The sequence below is a fragment of the Bacteroides muris (ex Fokt et al. 2023) genome (genome assembly GCF_024704895.1).
Taxonomy (GTDB): domain Bacteria; phylum Bacteroidota; class Bacteroidia; order Bacteroidales; family Bacteroidaceae; genus Bacteroides; species Bacteroides muris.
The window spans coordinates 19,285-38,351 of sequence record NZ_JAMZEE010000029.1 but is presented as its reverse complement, the minus strand read 5'-3'; the positions used below and the strand labels follow the sequence as shown (position 1 = coordinate 38,351).

8 protein-coding genes are annotated in these 19,067 nt (G+C 49.5%); all 8 read right to left on the bottom strand.

What is annotated here, in order from left to right; genetic code table 11:
* Positions 1 to 39 precede the first annotated feature (39 nt).
* The gene (locus M1B78_RS12230; protein WP_257940810.1) at positions 40 to 672 is read right to left on the bottom strand and encodes a hypothetical protein; all 633 of its coding nucleotides are present in this window, start codon (positions 670 to 672) and stop codon (positions 40 to 42) included.
* Positions 673 to 676: 4 nt separating this feature from the next.
* Positions 677 to 2,173: a 3-succinylated cholic acid synthase gene (gene bas-suc / locus M1B78_RS12225; protein ID WP_257940809.1), complete on the bottom strand. Its 1,497-nt coding sequence runs from the start codon at positions 2,171 to 2,173 to the stop codon at positions 677 to 679.
* Between the two features lie 179 nt (positions 2,174 to 2,352).
* Positions 2,353 to 4,815: a glycoside hydrolase family 95 protein gene (locus tag M1B78_RS12220; protein ID WP_257940808.1), complete on the bottom strand. Its 2,463-nt coding sequence runs from the start codon at positions 4,813 to 4,815 to the stop codon at positions 2,353 to 2,355.
* Positions 4,816 to 4,819: 4 nt separating this feature from the next.
* Complete coding sequence (locus M1B78_RS12215; RefSeq protein ID WP_257940807.1) at positions 4,820 to 7,033, bottom strand: glycoside hydrolase family 3 C-terminal domain-containing protein; 2,214 nt, start codon at positions 7,031 to 7,033, stop codon at positions 4,820 to 4,822.
* A 98-nt stretch (positions 7,034 to 7,131) separates the two neighbouring features.
* Entirely contained in the window at positions 7,132 to 9,714 is a 2,583-nt protein-coding gene (locus tag M1B78_RS12210) for a glycoside hydrolase family 2 TIM barrel-domain containing protein (RefSeq protein WP_257940806.1), read from the bottom strand.
* A gap of 141 nt (positions 9,715 to 9,855) precedes the next feature.
* Positions 9,856 to 12,738 carry a TIM-barrel domain-containing protein gene (locus M1B78_RS12205; protein WP_257940805.1) on the bottom strand — a complete coding sequence of 961 codons (2,883 nt, stop codon included), beginning with the start codon at positions 12,736 to 12,738 and terminating at the stop codon, positions 9,856 to 9,858.
* A gap of 138 nt (positions 12,739 to 12,876) precedes the next feature.
* On the bottom strand, positions 12,877 to 16,956 hold the full coding sequence (locus M1B78_RS12200; protein WP_257940804.1) for a hybrid sensor histidine kinase/response regulator transcription factor: 4,080 nt from the start codon (positions 16,954 to 16,956) through the stop codon (positions 12,877 to 12,879).
* A 220-nt stretch (positions 16,957 to 17,176) separates the two neighbouring features.
* Positions 17,177 to 18,958, bottom strand: a complete 1,782-nt coding sequence (locus M1B78_RS12195) for a cellulase family glycosylhydrolase (protein ID WP_257940803.1) — start codon at positions 18,956 to 18,958, stop codon at positions 17,177 to 17,179.
* Between the last annotated feature and the right edge of the window lie 109 nt (positions 18,959 to 19,067).

The following is a 19,067-nucleotide window of genomic DNA, read 5'->3' as shown; positions in this document are numbered from 1 at the left end:
GTTATGAGTTGCTTGTAACCTTTAAACGCCTAAAGATAATCAAAAGTTGACAATGTAGTCTTGTTTTATCTTTGTTTTATCAAAGAATATGATACCCAGGTCATACAGGTCGAACGTAATGCCCGCCCGCTCATCCTGCCTCATACGCTTCCAAAGGGCAAACATCTGCGGAGTGTAACGGATGCCTTCAATCACAAAGACAGACTTTCCTCCGGTACGGGCGGCACAGATACGGAAGACCTCCTCTACAAACCCGGGACGACGATAGTCGTGCAAATAAAGGAAATCGACGGGAACACCGCTCTCCAGAAAAAGTTCGGAAAGGTCGGAAGCCGAAGTATAATCCGCTCCCTCCTTCCCCGCTTTCAGATAGAGGGCGGAAGCGGCAAGCGTACCGGCATCCACGATGGTCTCCGGCTGGGCATAATTTACCAGACGGAACAGAAGACGTTTCACTTTCTTCGATTCGTACTTCCAGTGTTTGTCTTTCTCCAATTCCAGTTGCTTCTGTGCCTTGACCAGCTCTTCATATTTATAATAAGCCGTACTTTCATAAATTACATGCGTAATCAGGTTAAAGGCAAAAGGAGAATGTACACCGTAGCCGCAACGGTGCCGGAAACGGTACAGCCATATAAAAGGCCGTTTTAGAGTAAGCAAAATACGATTCATTATTTTAATGTGCTAATGTCCCTTCGAAAGTCACCCCTTCACCCGAAGAATAGTTCTCCGTAACAGTCAGGAGTACCTTGTTATCCTCAAACCGGAGCGTAAACCCAAGAGCGCTTATCCAGTTGACATAATGTACTTTCAGCCGCAAAGCATCAGATGACGTCCACGCATAACTGCCTGCCACTTGGAAAGGGCCTTCTATACCCTTAAAACGCCCCTTTGCGGCAACCGAATACGGAGGATAGCCATCACTTGCCGCCTTCAGCCATTGCTTATAGCCAAACGGAAGATCGTAGGTCTTTCCGTCTTTCTCCACCACATTCATCACCACTTCTTTCTGCTTGAATTGCAGTCCGATGGATTGCCATCCGTATTTGTTCTCTCCGAGCAGGATGCGCTTGCCCGCGTATTTCTGCGAAAGGGAGGAAGCCGCCTTTCCCTGCACCAACGGCAGTTGACAAGAACTCTGCTTCTTCTGCAGGCGCCTGTAGTCCTTGCCGGGCACTAATGCCTGCTCCCCGGCCTCCGGCAGCAAGCGGTTCCAGACCAGACGCCGCTGCCGACGGCCATCTATCAACGTGCATTCGGTAATGACTACCACCATATCCTTGTCAGGAACTATCAGAATGTATTGTCCCAAAGCCCCGTCAGCGCGTACAGCACCCGGATATTCGCAAAGCCACATCTGATAGCCATAATCTCCTATCTGCCTGGTCATCATCTGCTCCACCCAGGAAGCCGGGAGCAGCTGCTTGCCTTCCCAAATCCCCCGATTCAGCAACAGCAATCCGAATTTAGCCAACGACTCGCTCTGGATATGCAACCCCCATCCACCGGTATTGACGCCTTCGGGGCTTATCTCCCACGCAACATCCGTGATATGCATCGGGGTAAAAAGCTTCTGTTTCAGATAATCCAGCAAGGTCATGCCAGTCACCTTCTGTACGATGGCAGAAAGCATATAGGAACTCATCGAATCATATTCAAACTTCCTGCCCGGAGTCTTTACCGGTTTGGCAAGGAAAGTACGTATCCAGTTGGGAGTGAGGTTACGCATATTCCAGTCGGGAGAAATGCCCGATGTCATGGTAAGCAGGTCGCGGACAGTCATATCAGCCAGATTAGCGGAAACCGAATCCGGAAGAAGCTCCGGGAAAAAGGCACCGACGCGGTCTGTCAAGCGCAAGCGGTTGTCCGCAATGGCAAGCCCCACGGCAGCCCCGACAAAGGTTTTGGAACAGGAATACATGGTATGGCGATATTCCGGCGCGAACGGAGCCGGATAGATTTCTCCGATGACCTTGCCGTGACGCAGCACCACCACGCTGTGGATATCTGTTCCCGGCAATGCCATCAGGGAGTCAAACAAGGCAGTGACAGCCTTGGAAGGGACTCCTTCCGCCTCAGGCGTGGAACGTGGCAACTCATTGACTTGCGCATGAACTGCCAACGCTCCCAGCAAGCCGAGAAACGAGAAGAAGAAACGTACTCCATCTTTCATAATTATCCAAGATATTTGTTCTACATGCGCTGCAAATGTACGGCATTCGGGCACGAAAGACAAATAACTTGATGATTTTGTCGGGGAACTATTTTTAGACAGAAGAACAAAAGAACATATTTTGCTTTATTTCTTTTGTTCTTCTGTCTAAAACATCTTCTATTCTTCTGTCCGAATCATCAGAAGAAATACACCGTCGCTTCTTCTCCCTTGTTCAAGTCCAGCGAGAATGCCGGTTTCTTGTAAGTACGCGTGCGTCCTCCTATCTTCACCTCGGCACGGACAGCACCTGCGGGCATCTTTACTGTGAATTTACCCGGAACAAGAGCGGTAACAACAGCCCTCGTTGCCCGTCCATCCTTCCAGTCCAAGTCCATGGAAGCGCCGCCACGCACGCGCATTCCACGGAAGTTGCCGGTAGTCCAGCTGTCCGGCAGGGCAGGAAGCAGATGGATGAAGCCCTCATGGCTTTGCAACAGCATTTCGCCGACTCCCGCCGCGCCACCGTAGTTGCCATCAATCTGGAAAGGCGGATGCGAACAGAACAAATTAGGGAAAGTACCACTACCATGACCTCCCGTCGCAGCATTGACAGCAGGATGCAGCAAACTCTTGAAGAGTTTCCAGGCACGGTTTCCGTCGCCCAGACGAGCCCAGAAGTTTATCTTCCAAGCACGACTCCAACCGGTACCCCCGTCTCCACGACGGTTCAAGGTCATCCGGCAGGCTTCGGCAAGCTCGGGGGTAGCGTCCGGCGAAATCTGGTTTCCCGGATGCAGACCGTAGAGATGGGAAACATGGCGGTGGTGCACATCCACTTCCTTATAATCTTCCAGCCATTCCTGCAAGTATCCTTCCTTGCTGATTTGCATGGGCGGGAACTTCTTCAAATCCGCCTCAAGCTTCGCCGCATAGTCCGCATCACAATCCAGCAGGCGGGCGGCGGCAATGACATTGGCATAAAGCTCGGTGAGCAGTTGCACGTCCATAGTGGGACCCATACAAATGCTGACGGGAGTCGCGCTGTCGCCCGGCACATAGAAACTGTTTTCCGGAGAAGAAGTGGGGGCAGTTACCAGCCAGCCATGCGAAGGCTCCTGCACAGTGGTAGAACTAAAGAACCGGGCAGCACCTTTCAATACGGGATAGATACGGCGCAGATAATCCTTATCCTGCGTATACAGATAGTGCTCCCACAAATGGGCACACAGCCAGGCACCACCGGTATTGGTGGCTCCCCAAGAGGGATGTTCACCGGGAGCAGTATAATTCCACACGTTAGTCATCATGTGGAGCACCCAGCCATCCGCCTCATCGCCATAGAAGGTACGCGCACTTGCCTCTCCCGAAGGGACAAGACGCTCCATCAGCGTTGTCAACGGTTGACAGAGTTCAGAAAGCCCGGCTTGCTCCAAGGGCCAGTGATTCATCTGGATATTGATGTTCGTATGATAATCTCCGTTCCAGGGAGTCGATACTCCCTTCGCCCAGAGTCCTTGCAGATTGGGCGGCAGACTGCCGGGGCGGGTACTGCTGATGAGCAGATAGCGTCCGTAGTTATAATACAGAGCAGCCAATGCCGGCGACTCCTGCCGTGTGAAGCGGAGGATGCGCTCATTCGTCGGAAGCGTATCATCCGCCATGGCAGGAAGCGTCAAGGAAACACGGTCGTAAAGGGAACGGTGGGCAGCGACATGGTCGGATAATTGAGAATGGAATATGGAGGAGGAAGAATTAGCCGGAGCGGTGAAAGGACGGAGCAGGCTGTCGCAGACTTCTGCATAGCGCTCGCCCGGGAAGTCGGTACCGGCAGCGGCATAGGAGGTAGCAGCAGAAAGTATCAGCCAGGCTTCCTGCCCGTTCTTCAAGCGGATGCCGTTTTCCGGGCAGACAGACGATTCACCACCGTTCTGCACAAGTTGCATGGCCACGCGGTATTTCATACCGTCCAAACCGGGCTTGCCGCTCTCCAGCATGCCATCCATCAAAAGGGTGTTCCCTCGGACAGTCACCGAGCCATGTTCCGCACGGCTCAAGCGGGCGGAGAAGTTCAGGGCCCCTTCACGTCCGGCAACCAGATGAATCAGCATGACATCACGGTCACGGGAAACGAAATACTCACGACGGTAATCGACATCTCCCAGGCTGAAAGCCGTATATGCCACCGCATCGCGCAAGTTGAGCCAACGGCGATAGTGGTTTAATGGAGAATTGAGAATGGACAATGAAGAATTGTAGGTAAAGTCTATATCCAAATCACCCAGTACTTGATAGGTTCCATATCTCCCGTCAGTCTCCTGTTTCTTCGGAACGAAACTGCTGTACATCAACTCCTGCGCTTCGCGGTTCTTTCCCTCAAACAACAGTTGCCGGATGGCAGGCAGACTCTTCGAGGCATCCGGATTGCTATAATCCGCCTCCATTCCGCTCCATAATGATATTTCATTCAACACAATGTGCTCACGGAGAATGCCTCCGTCGGGCATCATTCCCAAGCGCCCGTTGCCCAAAGGAAGAGTTTCCTCCCAGATAGTGGCAGGCGACGTATAGTACAACTGATGATTACAACTGTCGGCAGGTGCATCGGCCGCACGAAGCAGCAACGGGGCTGCAAGTAAAAGTAAAGTGGCAAATATCTTCATAAGGCTATTTTATTTCAAACGGAACCACACCACGGACATCGGCAGACGAAGCGCAAACGTATGCCTTGAACTTGCCCGGTTCGTACTTCCAGGCTGCGGAAGCCTCATCGTAGAACTTCAAATCATCCGGAACAAGGGTGAAAGTCACGTTCTTCTCCTCGCCCGGCGCCAAAGCAACCTTTGCAAAATGCTTCAGCTCCTTTACAGGACGAAGCACACTGCATTTATCATCGCCTACATAAAGCTGTACAATCTCTTTTCCGGCCACGCTACCCGTATTCTTCACGGCAACTGTCACCGTCAGCGTACCGTCGGCAGTCATGGTCTTGGCAGAAACCACCGGTTTGCCATATGCAAAGGTAGTATAGCTCAAACCATGGCCGAAGGGAAAGAGGGCCGGAATCTTCTTGATGTCGTGCCAACGATAGCCCACCAGGATATCTTCCTTGTACTCCTGCTTGATGCTGTCGCCCGGATAACTGAGTTCATCAAAAGCATGTGCACCGCAATCCGTCAACTTGGCAGGGAAAGAGAAGGGCAACTTTCCACTTGGATTCACCGCACCACTCAGGATGTCAGCCAGAGACTTGCCGCCCATCGAGCCCAAATACCAGCCTTGCACAATGGCAGGAACCCTGGACACCCACGGCATTTCCACCGCATTACCACTGAGAAGCACCAGAACCAAGTTCTTGTTTACCCCCAGCAAAGCTTCAACCAGTTCGTCCTGCCCGAAAGGTAAGCCGTATTCCAGACGGTCGCCACCTTCACAATCTTGGAAGTGGTTCTTGTTCAATCCGCCTACCAGCACCACCAGGTCTGCCTTTTTCGCCATTTCCACAGCTTCGGCACGGAGTGAGTCCACAACGTTCTGCGGGATTTCATCTGCACGACCGTACATCGGGCGACCAGCGGCATAACCTTTCGCATAGGTTACCTTATCGCCATAAGCGGCACGCAAGCCATCCAGCGGAGATACCATATCCTTCACTTTCAGTTCGGAAGAACCTCCTCCCTGGTTCAGCAGGCGTACGGCATTGTCGCCCACCACCAGGATATTCTGATACTTAGCTGCATCAATCGGCAGCAACGGAGCACCTTTCTTTACCACCGGAGCATTCTTCAACAGCACAATGCCCTCATTGCCTATCTCGCGGGCAGCGGCATAATGCTCTTCCGTAGCTACCGAGCCATAGGGCTTCTGACGGTTCATGGCCGTACGGAATATCAGACGGAGAATGCGGGAAGCCTTGTCGTCTATCGTAGACATCGGCACTTTGCCATCCTTCAACATCTGGAGGTAAGAGTTGGCAAGGTAATAATCGTTATAGGTAAATGCACTCTCGGACGTCAGGCCGTTGGTGTAAGAACCCATTTCAATATCCAGACCGTTGACGGCAGCCTCATAAGTGTCGTGGGCACCGCCCCAGTCGGTAACGACACAGCCGTCGAACTTCCAGTCGTCTTTCAGAATCTTGTTCAGTGTGAAATCGTTGTGGCAGGCGTGCTGGCTGCGAATCTTATTGTAAGCGCCCATGATACTCCATGCGCCTCCCTCTTCTACAGCAGCCTTGAACGCAGGCAGATAGATTTCATATAAGGCACGGTCGCTAAGATTCACATCAATATGTCCGCGCCACAGTTCCTGATTGTTCAGCGCATAGTGCTTGACACAAGCTGCCACTCCGTTCTTCTGCAATTCTTGTATATACGGCACACACATTACACTGGCCAGATAAGGGTCCTCGCCCATATACTCAAAATTACGACCGTTCATCGGAGTACGATAGATATTGACGCCGGGGCCCAGCAACACATCCTTTTCACGATAGCGCGCTTCCTCACCGATAGCCTTGCCATACTTGGCAGACATGTCCGGATTCCAGGTAGCGGCCAGACAAGTCAAGGCCGGGAAAGCGGTAATGCTGTCATTGGTCCAGCCGGCATATCCCCAGTCGTTCCAGTTGATTTCGGCACGGACACCGTGAGGGCCGTCGCTCATCCAAAGCTCGGGAATGCCGAGCCGCGGAACACCCGCACTGCTGAATTTACTCTGCGCATGGCAAAGGGCTACCTTCTCTTCCAGCGTCATCCGGCTGAGTGCATCCTTTACACGTGCTTCAATAGGTTGTGCATCGTCCATATAGACCGGTGTTTGTGCAGACACGGTGCTGATGGAGCATGCCAATAATAGGGTTACAAAAAATTTATTCTTCATATCTTAATTGGTTAATATGGTAATGTGTTAATTGGCTACACTGTGCTCATACTATGCCATCGCGCCGCAAGTCATTGGCATATTGGCACATCAAATTATCATTTAACTTTAATCGTTGTCGTCGCCTTTTTCAGTCCATCAGCCGTAGCCGTCACCTTGACACCACCCGGTTCACCGTTGTTCTGCACTACTACCAGGCACTTTCCGTAGAAAGCCTTGCGATGATTGTCCTTGAACTTCTCCATAGAAATAGAGCTTCCATTGTCCACTCCGGCAATGAAGCCGACACCTTCTACTGCAAAGGTCACATCGTTTTCGGCATTCGGACACAAATTCCCATCTTTATCCAAGATTTCGACGGTAATGAAACTCAAGTCTTTACCATCTGCCTGAATGGTGCTGCGGTCAGGAGTGAGACAAATCTGCGCAGGTTCGCCCGCTGTCCGAATCTCCTGCTCGGCCACGGTCTTTCCTTCCTTGCGGGAAACAGCCTTTACCGTACCCGGTTCATACTTCACGCGCCACATGACGTGGAAATCGTCCTTTCCCTTGCTACGCACCCCCTGCGACTTTCCATTCACGAAAAGCTCCACTTCGTCGGCATTATTATAATATGCCCACAAATCGATATCCTGTCCCTCTGTCCAGTTCCAATGCGGGAAGAGGTGCAACACCGCCTTGTCCGGACGCCACTCGGACTGATACATGTAGTAAACATCCTTCGGGAAGCCTGCCAAGTCGATAATGCCAAAGTAGGAGCTGCGTGCCGGCCAACCGTAAGGAGTAGGCTCACCGATATAATCGAAACCCGTCCAGACGTATTGTCCGCTGATAAAGCCGTTGTTCTTTACATGACGCATAGTACCTTCGTGACGGTTGCCCCAAGGAACATGACAGTTATCGTAGGAGGAACAAGAGAACGAGGCATCATAGAAAGGCTTGTCCCAACGTTCGGGCCAGATGAACATCGAATCACTCGGCATCCGGTAATAACCGCGTGTCATCAGGCCGGAAACACTTTCCGTCACGATGAACGGCTTGCCGGGAAAGTTCTCGGGAACACCTGCAAACCAGTCGTCATGGTAGTTGAAGCCGATAATATCGAGCGCCCCGGAACGGAACAGATGATTGTTCGGGTTCGGCTCGTTGCAACCTGCCGTCACGGGGCGTGTGGCATCGAGCTCCCTCACCATATCCGCCAGCTTTTTTGTCAGCAATGAGTTGACGGACATTTCTCCGTCCTTTGCCAGCATATCCGCACTATGACCGAAGTTCAAGACCAGGTTGGCCTCTTCCAGGCTTAAGGTGTCGGCTTTGGCATCCGTCCACTGCTCCAGCACTTCGTTGCCGATGCTCCACATGAAGATGGAAGGATGATTGCGGTCACGCACGATAAGGTCAGTCAAATCGCGTTCGTGCCATTCGTTGAAATAGCGCGAATAGTCGTGGCGGGTCTTTTTCTTGCGCCACATATCAAATGTCTCGTCCATCACGATGAAGCCCATACGGTCGCAAAGGTCGAGCAGCTCCGGTGCAGGAGGGTTATGGGAACAACGGATTCCGTTGCAACCCATTTCTTTCAGAATCTCCAACTGGCGCTCGATGGCGCGCGTATTCACCGCAGCTCCCAGACAACCCAGGTCATGATGCATGCAGACACCGTTTATCTTCACTTGTTTACCATTCAGGATAAATCCTTTTTGTGCATCGAAGCGGAAAGTACGGATGCCGGTAGGAGTATAATAACGGTCGAGTACCTCACCGGTCTCTTTATTCTTGAGGATGCTTTCTACCTTATATATATAAGGTGCATCAATACTCCAGAGATTAGGATTCTTCAATTCTATTTCCTGCTCCATTTCTGCCGGAGCGACAGGCATCAGCTGAGCTTCCGACACAGCCTCACCCACCACATTGCCGTCGGCATCCACTAACCGGGATTGCAGGACGACATCAATCAGAGGAATAATTTCCGAATCGAACACAACATATGTACCGTCGGCCTGCTGCACGGAATCTTCCGTCTGTGTCTCTACATCGTACTGTATACTGGTACGTATCTTCAACCGGGCACTGTTCTTCGACACTTCTTCTGCCGTCACGTAGGTACCCCACTGTGCCACATGTACCGGATTCAGTTTCGTCAACCACACATTACGGTAGATGCCGCAACCGGAATACCAACGTGAATTGGGTTGTTCGGCGTTGTCTACACGGACAGCCAACACATTCTCTTCTCCCCACTTGATATAAGGAGTCAGGTCATAACTAAACGAGATGTACCCGTAAGGACGTGTTCCCAATTCATGTCCATTGATATAAACGGTGGAATTCATATAGGCACCATCGAAATCTATGCGATAGCACTTACCCTCATCGGCCTTGTCGGCAGTAAAAGCCTTGCGATACCAGCCTATGCCACCGGGCAGTGCGCCTCCACCCGTTCCCGAAGGATTGTCTTTACTGAATTCTCCTTCGATGGCCCAATCGTGGGGCAAGTTCAGCCGCCGCCAGTCCGCGTCATTATAATCCGGACGGGCTGCCGCCGTATCGTCTCCCAAGCGGAAGGCCCAGCCGGCAGTAAAATCCAAACTGCGGTCATCACCGGCTACCTCTTTAGGAGCATTGCAACCGGCCAGCAGGAACAGCCCGATGGCCAAAAACAATATGATTCTATTCATGGTAATAAATATCTAAAAGATTATCGGGTGCCTATTCCTCTCTCACAGCTATTCGGAAGCAGGGAAGTGGCCGGCACCGAGAAACAACAAGACCGGCACCGGGAGGTTTTCTCTCTCTGGCACCGTCGTCTATCATTCCGATTATAATTTTACGGTCTGTGCATTTCCGTCATACTTCACCGTTGTGCCTTTCGCCTTCAAATCGAACGGTTGCGGCTGGTCTTTGCTTACCTTCACTACATTGAAAGTACGTTCCTTCAGCATGCTGGGGAAGTCACCCGTACGGTCGCCGATAACCAATGTGCCCTCAGCATCGTTATAGGCAAACGGTATAGTGGCATATTGTCCCTTCTCGTAGTTATAGTTCACACCTTCATCCTCGTAGAGCGTAAATGCGCCGTCCTTGCCCGCATAAACATAGAGTGTGATTTCCGAAGCCGGTTTTTCATCACTGTATTGCATGTCCGGACCGTAAGGTACAATGGCGCCTTCGCAGACGTAGAGCGGAATACGTTCATACGGAGCATCCACTGTCTGCTTCCGGCCACCGTCCACATACTTGCCGGAGTAGAAATCATACCAACCGCAACCTGCCGGGAAATAAACCTCGCGGCTGCGTGCACCGTATTCGTAAACCGGAGCCACCATCAGGGCAGAACCGAACATGAACTGATCGCCTATATCGTTGACGTTTGCATCGGCCGTGAAGTCCATTACGAGCGGACGCATGATGGTATAATCATTGAAGTAAGTCATACCAGCCAAAGAATAGATATACGGCATCATGTTGTAACGCAGCTTCGTATAGTAAACGATGGAGTTGTAGCACGGATGTCCGGCCGGAGCAATGTTCCAAACCTCACGGTACGGATACTGGCCGTGTGCACGGAACAACGGGCAGAAAGCGCCGAACTGATACCAACGGGCATTCAACTCTCTCCATTCCTTATAATCAGCATTTTCATGTCCGGTCTTGTTGAATTCCATCTGACCGGCCACATAACGGTTCTCTACACAGAATCCGCCGATGTCCATGGTCCAATAAGGGATACCGCTGACAGCAAAGTTCAGGCCGGCGGAGATTTGCGCTTTCATATCTTCCCAGCGGGTAGCGATGTCACCACTCCAGGTGGCGGTAGAATAGCGCTGCAATCCTGCAAAGCCGGAACGTGTCAACAAGAAGACGCGTTTGTCCGGTTCCACGCCACGCTGTCCGTCATAGATGGCCTCGGCATTCATCAGCGCGTATGCATTGAAGAACTTGGCAGAAGGGCCGAGTGCCGTCGGACCGCAAAGGTCCTTGCGGTACTGCAAGTCCGTACAGTCACGTATATTCGGTTCGCTGGCATCCATCCACCACGCGTCAACACCCAAAGGATAGTAGTGGTCCTGCATCTGTTTCCAGAAAAGCTTACGTGCATCAGAATCATAAGCATCATAAAAAGAACCCAGATAGCCGGGACCTACCCAGTCTTTGATGCTGTCTTTAATAGCCTGCTGGTACATCCAGCCTTTTTCGTCAAATTCCTTGAAGTGTTCCGTCGTAACATAGAACTTGGGCCATACAGAAATCATCAGACGTCCGTTCATGGCATGGATGGAGTCGACCATTCCCTTCGGGTCGGGGAAACGTTCAAGGTCGAACTCATGACTTCCCCAAGAATCCTGCTTCCAATGCAGCCAGTCGATTACGATATTGTCGATAGGAATCTGACGTTCGCGGAACTCCTTCAGGGTGGAGAGAACCTCCTCACGCGTATTATACTTCTCACGGCTCTGCCAGTAACCCATCGCCCATTTCGGCATAATCTGAGACTTACCTGTCAATGTGCGGTAGCCGCTAATCACATCGTCCATATCATCACCATAAACGAAATAGTAGTCTATCTCAGACTGCATTTCACCCCACCAGGAGAGTTTGTTCTGTTCTTCATCAGCCACCGGACTTAATGCACGCAGACCGCAGTAAGAGATACCGGCATCGGGCTTCCACTCTATCTTCAGCGGAACGCGGTGGCCCGCTTCCAGATTGACGGCAAACTTGTAGCTGTTAGGATTCCAAGCCGTACGCCAACGTTCGGGAACCACCAACTCATTATCAATATATACTTTCATATAGCCTGCATAGTAAAGTATGAAACGGAACAAACCGCTTTCCGTCGGTTCTATTTCTCCCTCATAAATTACGTCAGCCCCTCCGAACGGGAACTCCGCAGGCAAATTAACCACTTTGTTCAGATGGGCAGCACGGTCCAGATGCTCAAAATAAAGGGAATCCTCACGACGTACAAGGGTTTCTACATCTTTCTTACCCGGAATATATGTACCGGTCAAAGCACCTTCCTTGCCATCTTTATCATAAAGTTTGAAGACATCACCCAGCTGTGAGTAGTCACGCGGGTCACCGAAACGGCAGAGCGAATAGCTGTCCCAAAGCACACCGTAGTTCTTATTAGACACGATGAAGGGTACAGATACCTTTGTATTATATTGGAACAATTCCTCATTCTTAGCTTTATAATTGAACTCATCCGCCTGGTGCTGGCCCAAGCCATAGAAAGCCTCATCATTGCCTGCCGACTGGAATACCTGACGTACTGTATATCCTTTCGTACCTTCCACTTCCACCGGATTAAAAGTCCGTCCGTCAGAGTCTTCAGCCAGAATCTGCTTGCCGTCGGCATCTGTGAAGCGTATCTCACCCGTTGTCTTGGATACGATGGCACATAATTCCGATGTCTTGACAGTCACTTCATCGCCCTGCTCTTCGACCTTAAAGTCAGTCTTACTCTGTTGAGGGATAACAATGAGGCTCTGTTCCTTCGAAAATTCCTTCTCAGGAGTAGCCGATACGTGAATGAGCTTCTCGCCCATCACTTCCAATCTTACTTTACGTACATCCGTCGGTTGCTGTTGCTTGATTTCCACAACAACACCGTTCCCGGTTTTCTGGAATCCGCCTCCGGAACATGCGGTGAGCATCCATCCGGCAAGCAAATAAACTGAAGTGTCTTTCAATTTCATATTATTGTTTTTAAAGTGAATTTTCTCCGATGTAAAAATAAAAAGTCTCCTTCAAAAACGAGTCCTCCCGATGTTGAAACAAAAGGGTACTTTTGATTCTCCTAAAAGAGAATATGTTTCTGTAAGGGGTATCTTTTGTTATTTACCCTCTCTTTCCTGATAAACAGAGGGCAAAACACCGAATTCATCCTTAAAATATTTGCTGAAATACTTGGGGTTGTTAAAGCCTAACTGATACGCTATCTCCGATACATTTTGCTGACTCTCGCGCAGCATCTGCGCAGCTCTTTTCAGACGGATGACACGGATAAATTCAATGGGTGTCTTACCGGTTATCTGCAGGAGTTTTTTGTAAAGATGCACCCGGCTCATGCCCAATTCCCGGCTCAACTCTTCTACGGACAAATCACATCGGCCGATGTTTACCTCCACATATTTGATGGCATTTTCCACCAGTTTTTCGTCCAGCGAAGTAATGGCTATTTCACTTGGTTCGGGGTCGATGAGCGACTTTGTCTTGCGGTTCTTGCTCAAGTCAATCAGCTTGCGCATACGCAGAATCAGGATTTCCACATTGAAAGGTTTCGTCACATAATCATCCGCACCAATAGTCAATCCCTCTACTTTATCTTCCACAGCTTGCCGTGCAGTGAGCAATATCATCGGAATGTTGCTCGTGCGTTTATCAGTCTTTACCCAGCGACACAGTTCATTCCCATCCATCTCGGGCATCATTACGTCGCTGACAATAATATCCGGCATCAGCTCCGGTATCTTCTGCCAAGCCTCCCGCCCATTGGAAGCAGACTGTATACGGAAATACAATCTCAGACTGTCTTTCATGAAGGCAACCAAATCTTCATTATCATCCACAATCAGGGCCAACGGCTTTTCTTTTTCATCTTCATTATCCTCCATATCGCCCGACAAATCATCCGGAAGCGGTTCTTCTTCCATACCCGGCAAGAGTTCCTCATGCTCTTCCACCTCTTCTACAAGCGGTGCAGGCTTGGAAGAACTTACATGCACATGTTTAACAGGAAGCTCAATCAGGAACACACTACCGGAACCCGCATTGTCAACAACGCGCACCGTGCCCTCATGCAGCGTCACAAAGTCGCGTACCAGACTCAAGCCAATACCACTACCCGTTGACTGGAGTTCCGGTTCTTCCTGCTCCACCTGATAGAAACGTTCAAAAATCCGCTCCTTGTCTTCATCCCTGATACCGACACCGGTATCCGATACCTTTATCAGCAATCTTCCGGACATCTCCTTCGACATTTCCAATGCAACATCCACACGTCCCCCGTCCGGGGTAAATTTGAAGGCATTGGATAGAAGATTCATCACAACTTTACCAATTTTATCCTCGTCAAATGACATATTCAGCGACTCCATAGCCGAAAAAAATGTCAGATGCACATGTTTCTTTTCGGAAAGCATCAGGAAAGAAGCACATATGTTGCGCACATAAGCCACAATATCCCCCTCGGACACGGAAAGATGCAATCCTGCCATCTCATTCTTACGGAAATCGAGCAACTGATTGACCAGATTCAGCAAACGCTGCGCATTGCGGTACATCAGTTGTAGCTTGCCATGCAGCTTTTCGTCCGTAATCTCCTTCATCATACTTTCCATCGGCGATATAATCAGCGTAAGCGGTGTACGCAAGTCATGGCTGACATTCGTGAAAAAGCGGAATTTCATCTGGCTCAACTCCTCCCTCTTCTTCGCATCTTCCTCTATCTGGCGGATTTTAAACCTATTACGTTCCCTTCGTTGTACGGCATAAAGTGAAAAGAAGATGACTCCTACAACCAGAAGAGCATAAACGATATATGCCCACGGAGTCATCCAGAAAGGAGGAAGAATGACAATCTTCAGAGAAGCCTCTTCAGTGCCCGCATATCCGTCACTGTTTGTAGCCTTCACTCTTAATGTATAAGTTCCCGGCGCCAAACTGGTATAGGTGACGCGATGCATATCGGACATACTCGTCAGCCAGTTCTCATTAAATCCTTCCAATTTATAGAAATACCGTGTCTTTTCGGGCAGCACGAAATTGTCCGACGCAAACAGCACCGTGAACACATTCTGCTTATAAGCCAAGACAACTTCTTCTGTTTCATTCAAAGCTTCCTTCAAGATGACACGTCCTGCATACTCCTTGCCCACCTTCACGTCTTCATTGAACAACTGGAAACCAGTAAACATAACCTTAGGCAACGTGCGGTTATACTTTATGTTGCCCGGCTGGAAGCGATTCAGTCCATACAGTCCTCCCACTACAATCTCGCCCGTATGCAGTCGTTTGAGGGAACGCTGGTTGAAGTCACAACTCTGCAAACCGTCCTTGTCATTATAGATATAGCAACGGAACACGGGCTGCTCCGTCTTGCTGTCAACGGACAACACCACGTTTATCAGTTCTCCTCCGGTGCTAATCCATATACTTTTGTTTTCATCTTCCGTAATACCTAATATCAATAGTTTGGAGAAACTGGGCTTGATAGGCACTTCGTACAATTCATCCCGTTTGCTGTCATATACATTCAAGCCTTCACGCGTGGCTATCCATAGCAAACCGCGACTATCTTCGTAAACTTGATTGATATTTTGATTGGAAAGTCTGGTCTTACCCGATTTTGTACCTGCAAAATTTGTAATCTCGCCAGTCCTCAGGTCCATGAAAGCCATCCCTACCGAAGTACCGATAATCAGATTATTGTCACAGCTGATGCAGAGGGATGAGATATAGTCCGACACAAGGTTTGAATTACCTGTAGAATAGGTGGTAAATATCCCCGTCTGAGGATTCAAGCATTGCAATCCTCCCCCCAACGTACCAATCCAGATATTTTTGTCCGCATCTTCTGCCAATGCCCATACATTGTCGTAGACCAGTGAGTTACTGTCTCCCTTACGGGACCGGTAATGGATAAAGCGGTTCCCATCATAGCAATTCAGTCCACCCCAGAAAGTACCTGCCCACACTCTGCCGCTACTGTCCCGAAGAAGGCAGACTATGACATCACTCGAGATAGAGCGGGAATCTGCCGTATGCGAAAAAACCATACGTTCATCTGTCACGCTATTCCAGCGAATCAACCCGCGGTCGTTTGTCCCCACCCATACGATATCACCGCCTCCGTCCTCCACACAATTGATGTCGCCTACATCGGCAATGCCGAACTTGAAGACACTTTCATTATAGAAAGAGACGCCCTTCTTGTAGGTTCCCACCCACATCGTACCGGCCTCATCTTCATAAAGAGCCGTTATTGTATTGTTGGACAGAGTACGCCCGTTATTAGGATCATTCGCCAGACGGATTTTCCTTCCCGCCGGTTCTATCAATTCAACGCCATCCTGATCCTTGCCTATCCATATACATCCGTATTTATCCTGTGCCACTGCACGTACAGTATTGTAGGTGTCCGTTCGGGGAGAACGCTGTTCCCAAACCTTCTGAGAAAGGTTATAAATCCACATCCCCTCCACACTGAATATCCATGCTCGCCCACTATGGTCGACAAACAAATCAAAGGTAGCATTCTTTACTTCCCTGCAATCTTCGGCAATACCCGGATTGGTCCACTTGATATTTTGCTTTTCCTCATCTATACAAGCCAAGATACCGTTACTCAGAACCAGCAGGATTCCTTCGCCGCATTCTTTCATGTCGGACACTTCGGCTTTCGCAAGCAGTTCAGCCCCCCCCTTCACTGCTACGGCATTTTTCTGTCCCTCTCTATAGCTGTAAACACCTTTACCATTAATATAGATCCAGAAAGTCTTTTCCTTATCAATATAGACAAGTGAAGGATTTCCGGTCAGACCGACATTCCACATCCAGGCTTCCACATTACGATTGAAAACATCGGAAGCCGAACTGTAAATGGCATACCCGCCTCCTGTACGTATCCACAAATTACCGGACGCATCTTCTTGTATATCCTCGACATAACTATCGGGAAGAGATTTCTCATCATCCTTCTGGCTGCGATAAATCCTTATATCATAACCATCATAGCGGTTCAATCCCGAAGCTGTACCAAACCACATGAATCCGTTTGAGTCTTTATAAATGGCATTAACCTGATTATTGGAAAGTCCGTCTTTCACTTCCAAATGTTTAAACATGTAGTCGTGTGAAGCAGCAGAGAAACATACTATCCAAACCCACAAGAGCAGTAGTTGCAGTCTTTTCATACTATCAGAGCTAAGGGAAGTTATTTTTATTGCAAATGAAGTGAAAAACGAACAGAAAAGCAAGGAAAGACAAGGATTTTTAAAGAAGGAGAAGCATATCCCTCGCGGACATACTTCTCCATAACCAATCAAAAAAAACTATATCAACAATCCTTGTAACCTATAAAACCTATTTATATGATACTTTTGAAAACTGTCTTTTATTCTATCCACCACTCAATCAGTAAGGGTATTTACCGGCTGCGGCTCCCTTCATGATGCCCTCAATGGCATAAGCCTCCTTCGCCGTACCCGTACCACGGTTCATGTCACCGCCGGTTTCCCAATAGAAGGGGACACAACCGTGGTTTTTCGCCTCTCGGGTGACTACCTCATTCCAATAGGCGCGGCTCTTGTTGTGCATTTCCTGGTCAATGTCGGGATAGGCAAGTTCGGAAGTACCCTCTATCTTGTCTTCTTTTGTCCGCTTCATGGCACTGTACTCGCCTACAATCACAGGAATTCCCTTATCTGCATAGGCCGTCTTCATCTTCTGGAATTGCTGCTTCACATAATCTTCTTCATAACCGGTGGCATTATGAATGGAGCCGGACACATGATTGTCCTTACCCCAATAAAGGAATACCTTACCCCAGGTTTCGTCATGGTTCATCATGGTGAACTGATAGGGATCATAGAAGTGGACTTCCACCATCAGACGGTCGGGTACTTCGTCCTTGGGCATCGTGTAGTCGTTCACCGTCTTGTCGATATTGGTATAAGGACCTTGCACAATCAGGCAACGGCTCGCATTATTCCCTCCGGTGGCACGCACGGCATCAATAAAGGTCTGTTCATATTTCAGAATGGCATCTATGGCCGATGTCCCAACGTTCCCCTGATCTTGCTGTCCGGGTTCATTACATCCGGCAAAGAGCAGATGCTCGTCATAAGCATTCAGTTTATTGGCAATCTGTGTCCAGATAGCTTTCTGCTTGGCATCTATTTCGCTGCTGTAACCATAAATGATACTCTCTTCGAGCCAACCGCCATCCCAATGGATATTGACAATGGCATACATATCATTGGCTACACAGTAACCCACCACTTCGCTAACCCGGTCGAGCCATGCAGCATCTATCTCATAGGTCGATGGATTCACAATGTAATAATCCCACGCACAAGGGATGCGTACCGCATTAAATCCCAATGCCTTCAGCCCTTTGATATATGCCTCGCTCACTTTAGGATTTCCCCATAACGTTTCGCTCGCTATCTTGTTCTTGTTATCACAAGCTTCCAGCGTGTTGCCGATATTGATACCTGCATACATCTTGGAGGCAAGTGTCCTGGCGTCGCTTCCCATATTGCCGACCTCGCCCGCAGCCTGTTTTATGGTCACAGTCTCCGTCAGGCTACCCAAAGTAAAAATGATATGGCCATCGCGCGCTCCCAGAGGATTGGGAGAGACGGCAAACTTGAAAATCTTGCTTTCCATGGCACGGGTATTGACCGCCTTTATCCAGGAAACATCGGAAACGGCTTGTACGTCGCCATTGGTTTCTACTACCACAGATACATCTCCTCCCGCAGCAGGCAGGTCGAAAGAAGTAGAGTTGGATATGATTAGTCCGTCCGCAGCCGTCTGCCTCACAGTGAAGCTCCCTACTTCGCTGCCTCCGGCTTTCACCGTTACCCTGGCTTCACGGTCGCTCGTGTCCGTATTAGCTTCTGCCGCAACGGTATACTTCAGAATACTGCTCGAAGCAGAGCTTTCGGTCGTAACCTTGCACCACTCCGGTGCACTGCTGGTAACTTCCAATGCCACGTTTGACTTGATGTTCAGTGTACTTGTTCCTCCGGTCTTGGAGAAAGTCATTCCATCCATCAGAATGTTCGCAGGAATCGTTATTTCCGGAGTCATAGTATCATCATTGCCGGAACATGCGGCAACGAATGAAGAGAAAAGCAGTGCCGACAGCACCAGGCAAGTTTGGAATTTTCCAATGATATTCTTCATCATGTCTTTACGTATTAAAATAATGGCTAAATCAGTGAAAGCAAAAGTAGCGGAAAAGGCGAAAAACACACCGATGCCATGTTATCTGCAACGGTATCATTTGTTTCCGAAT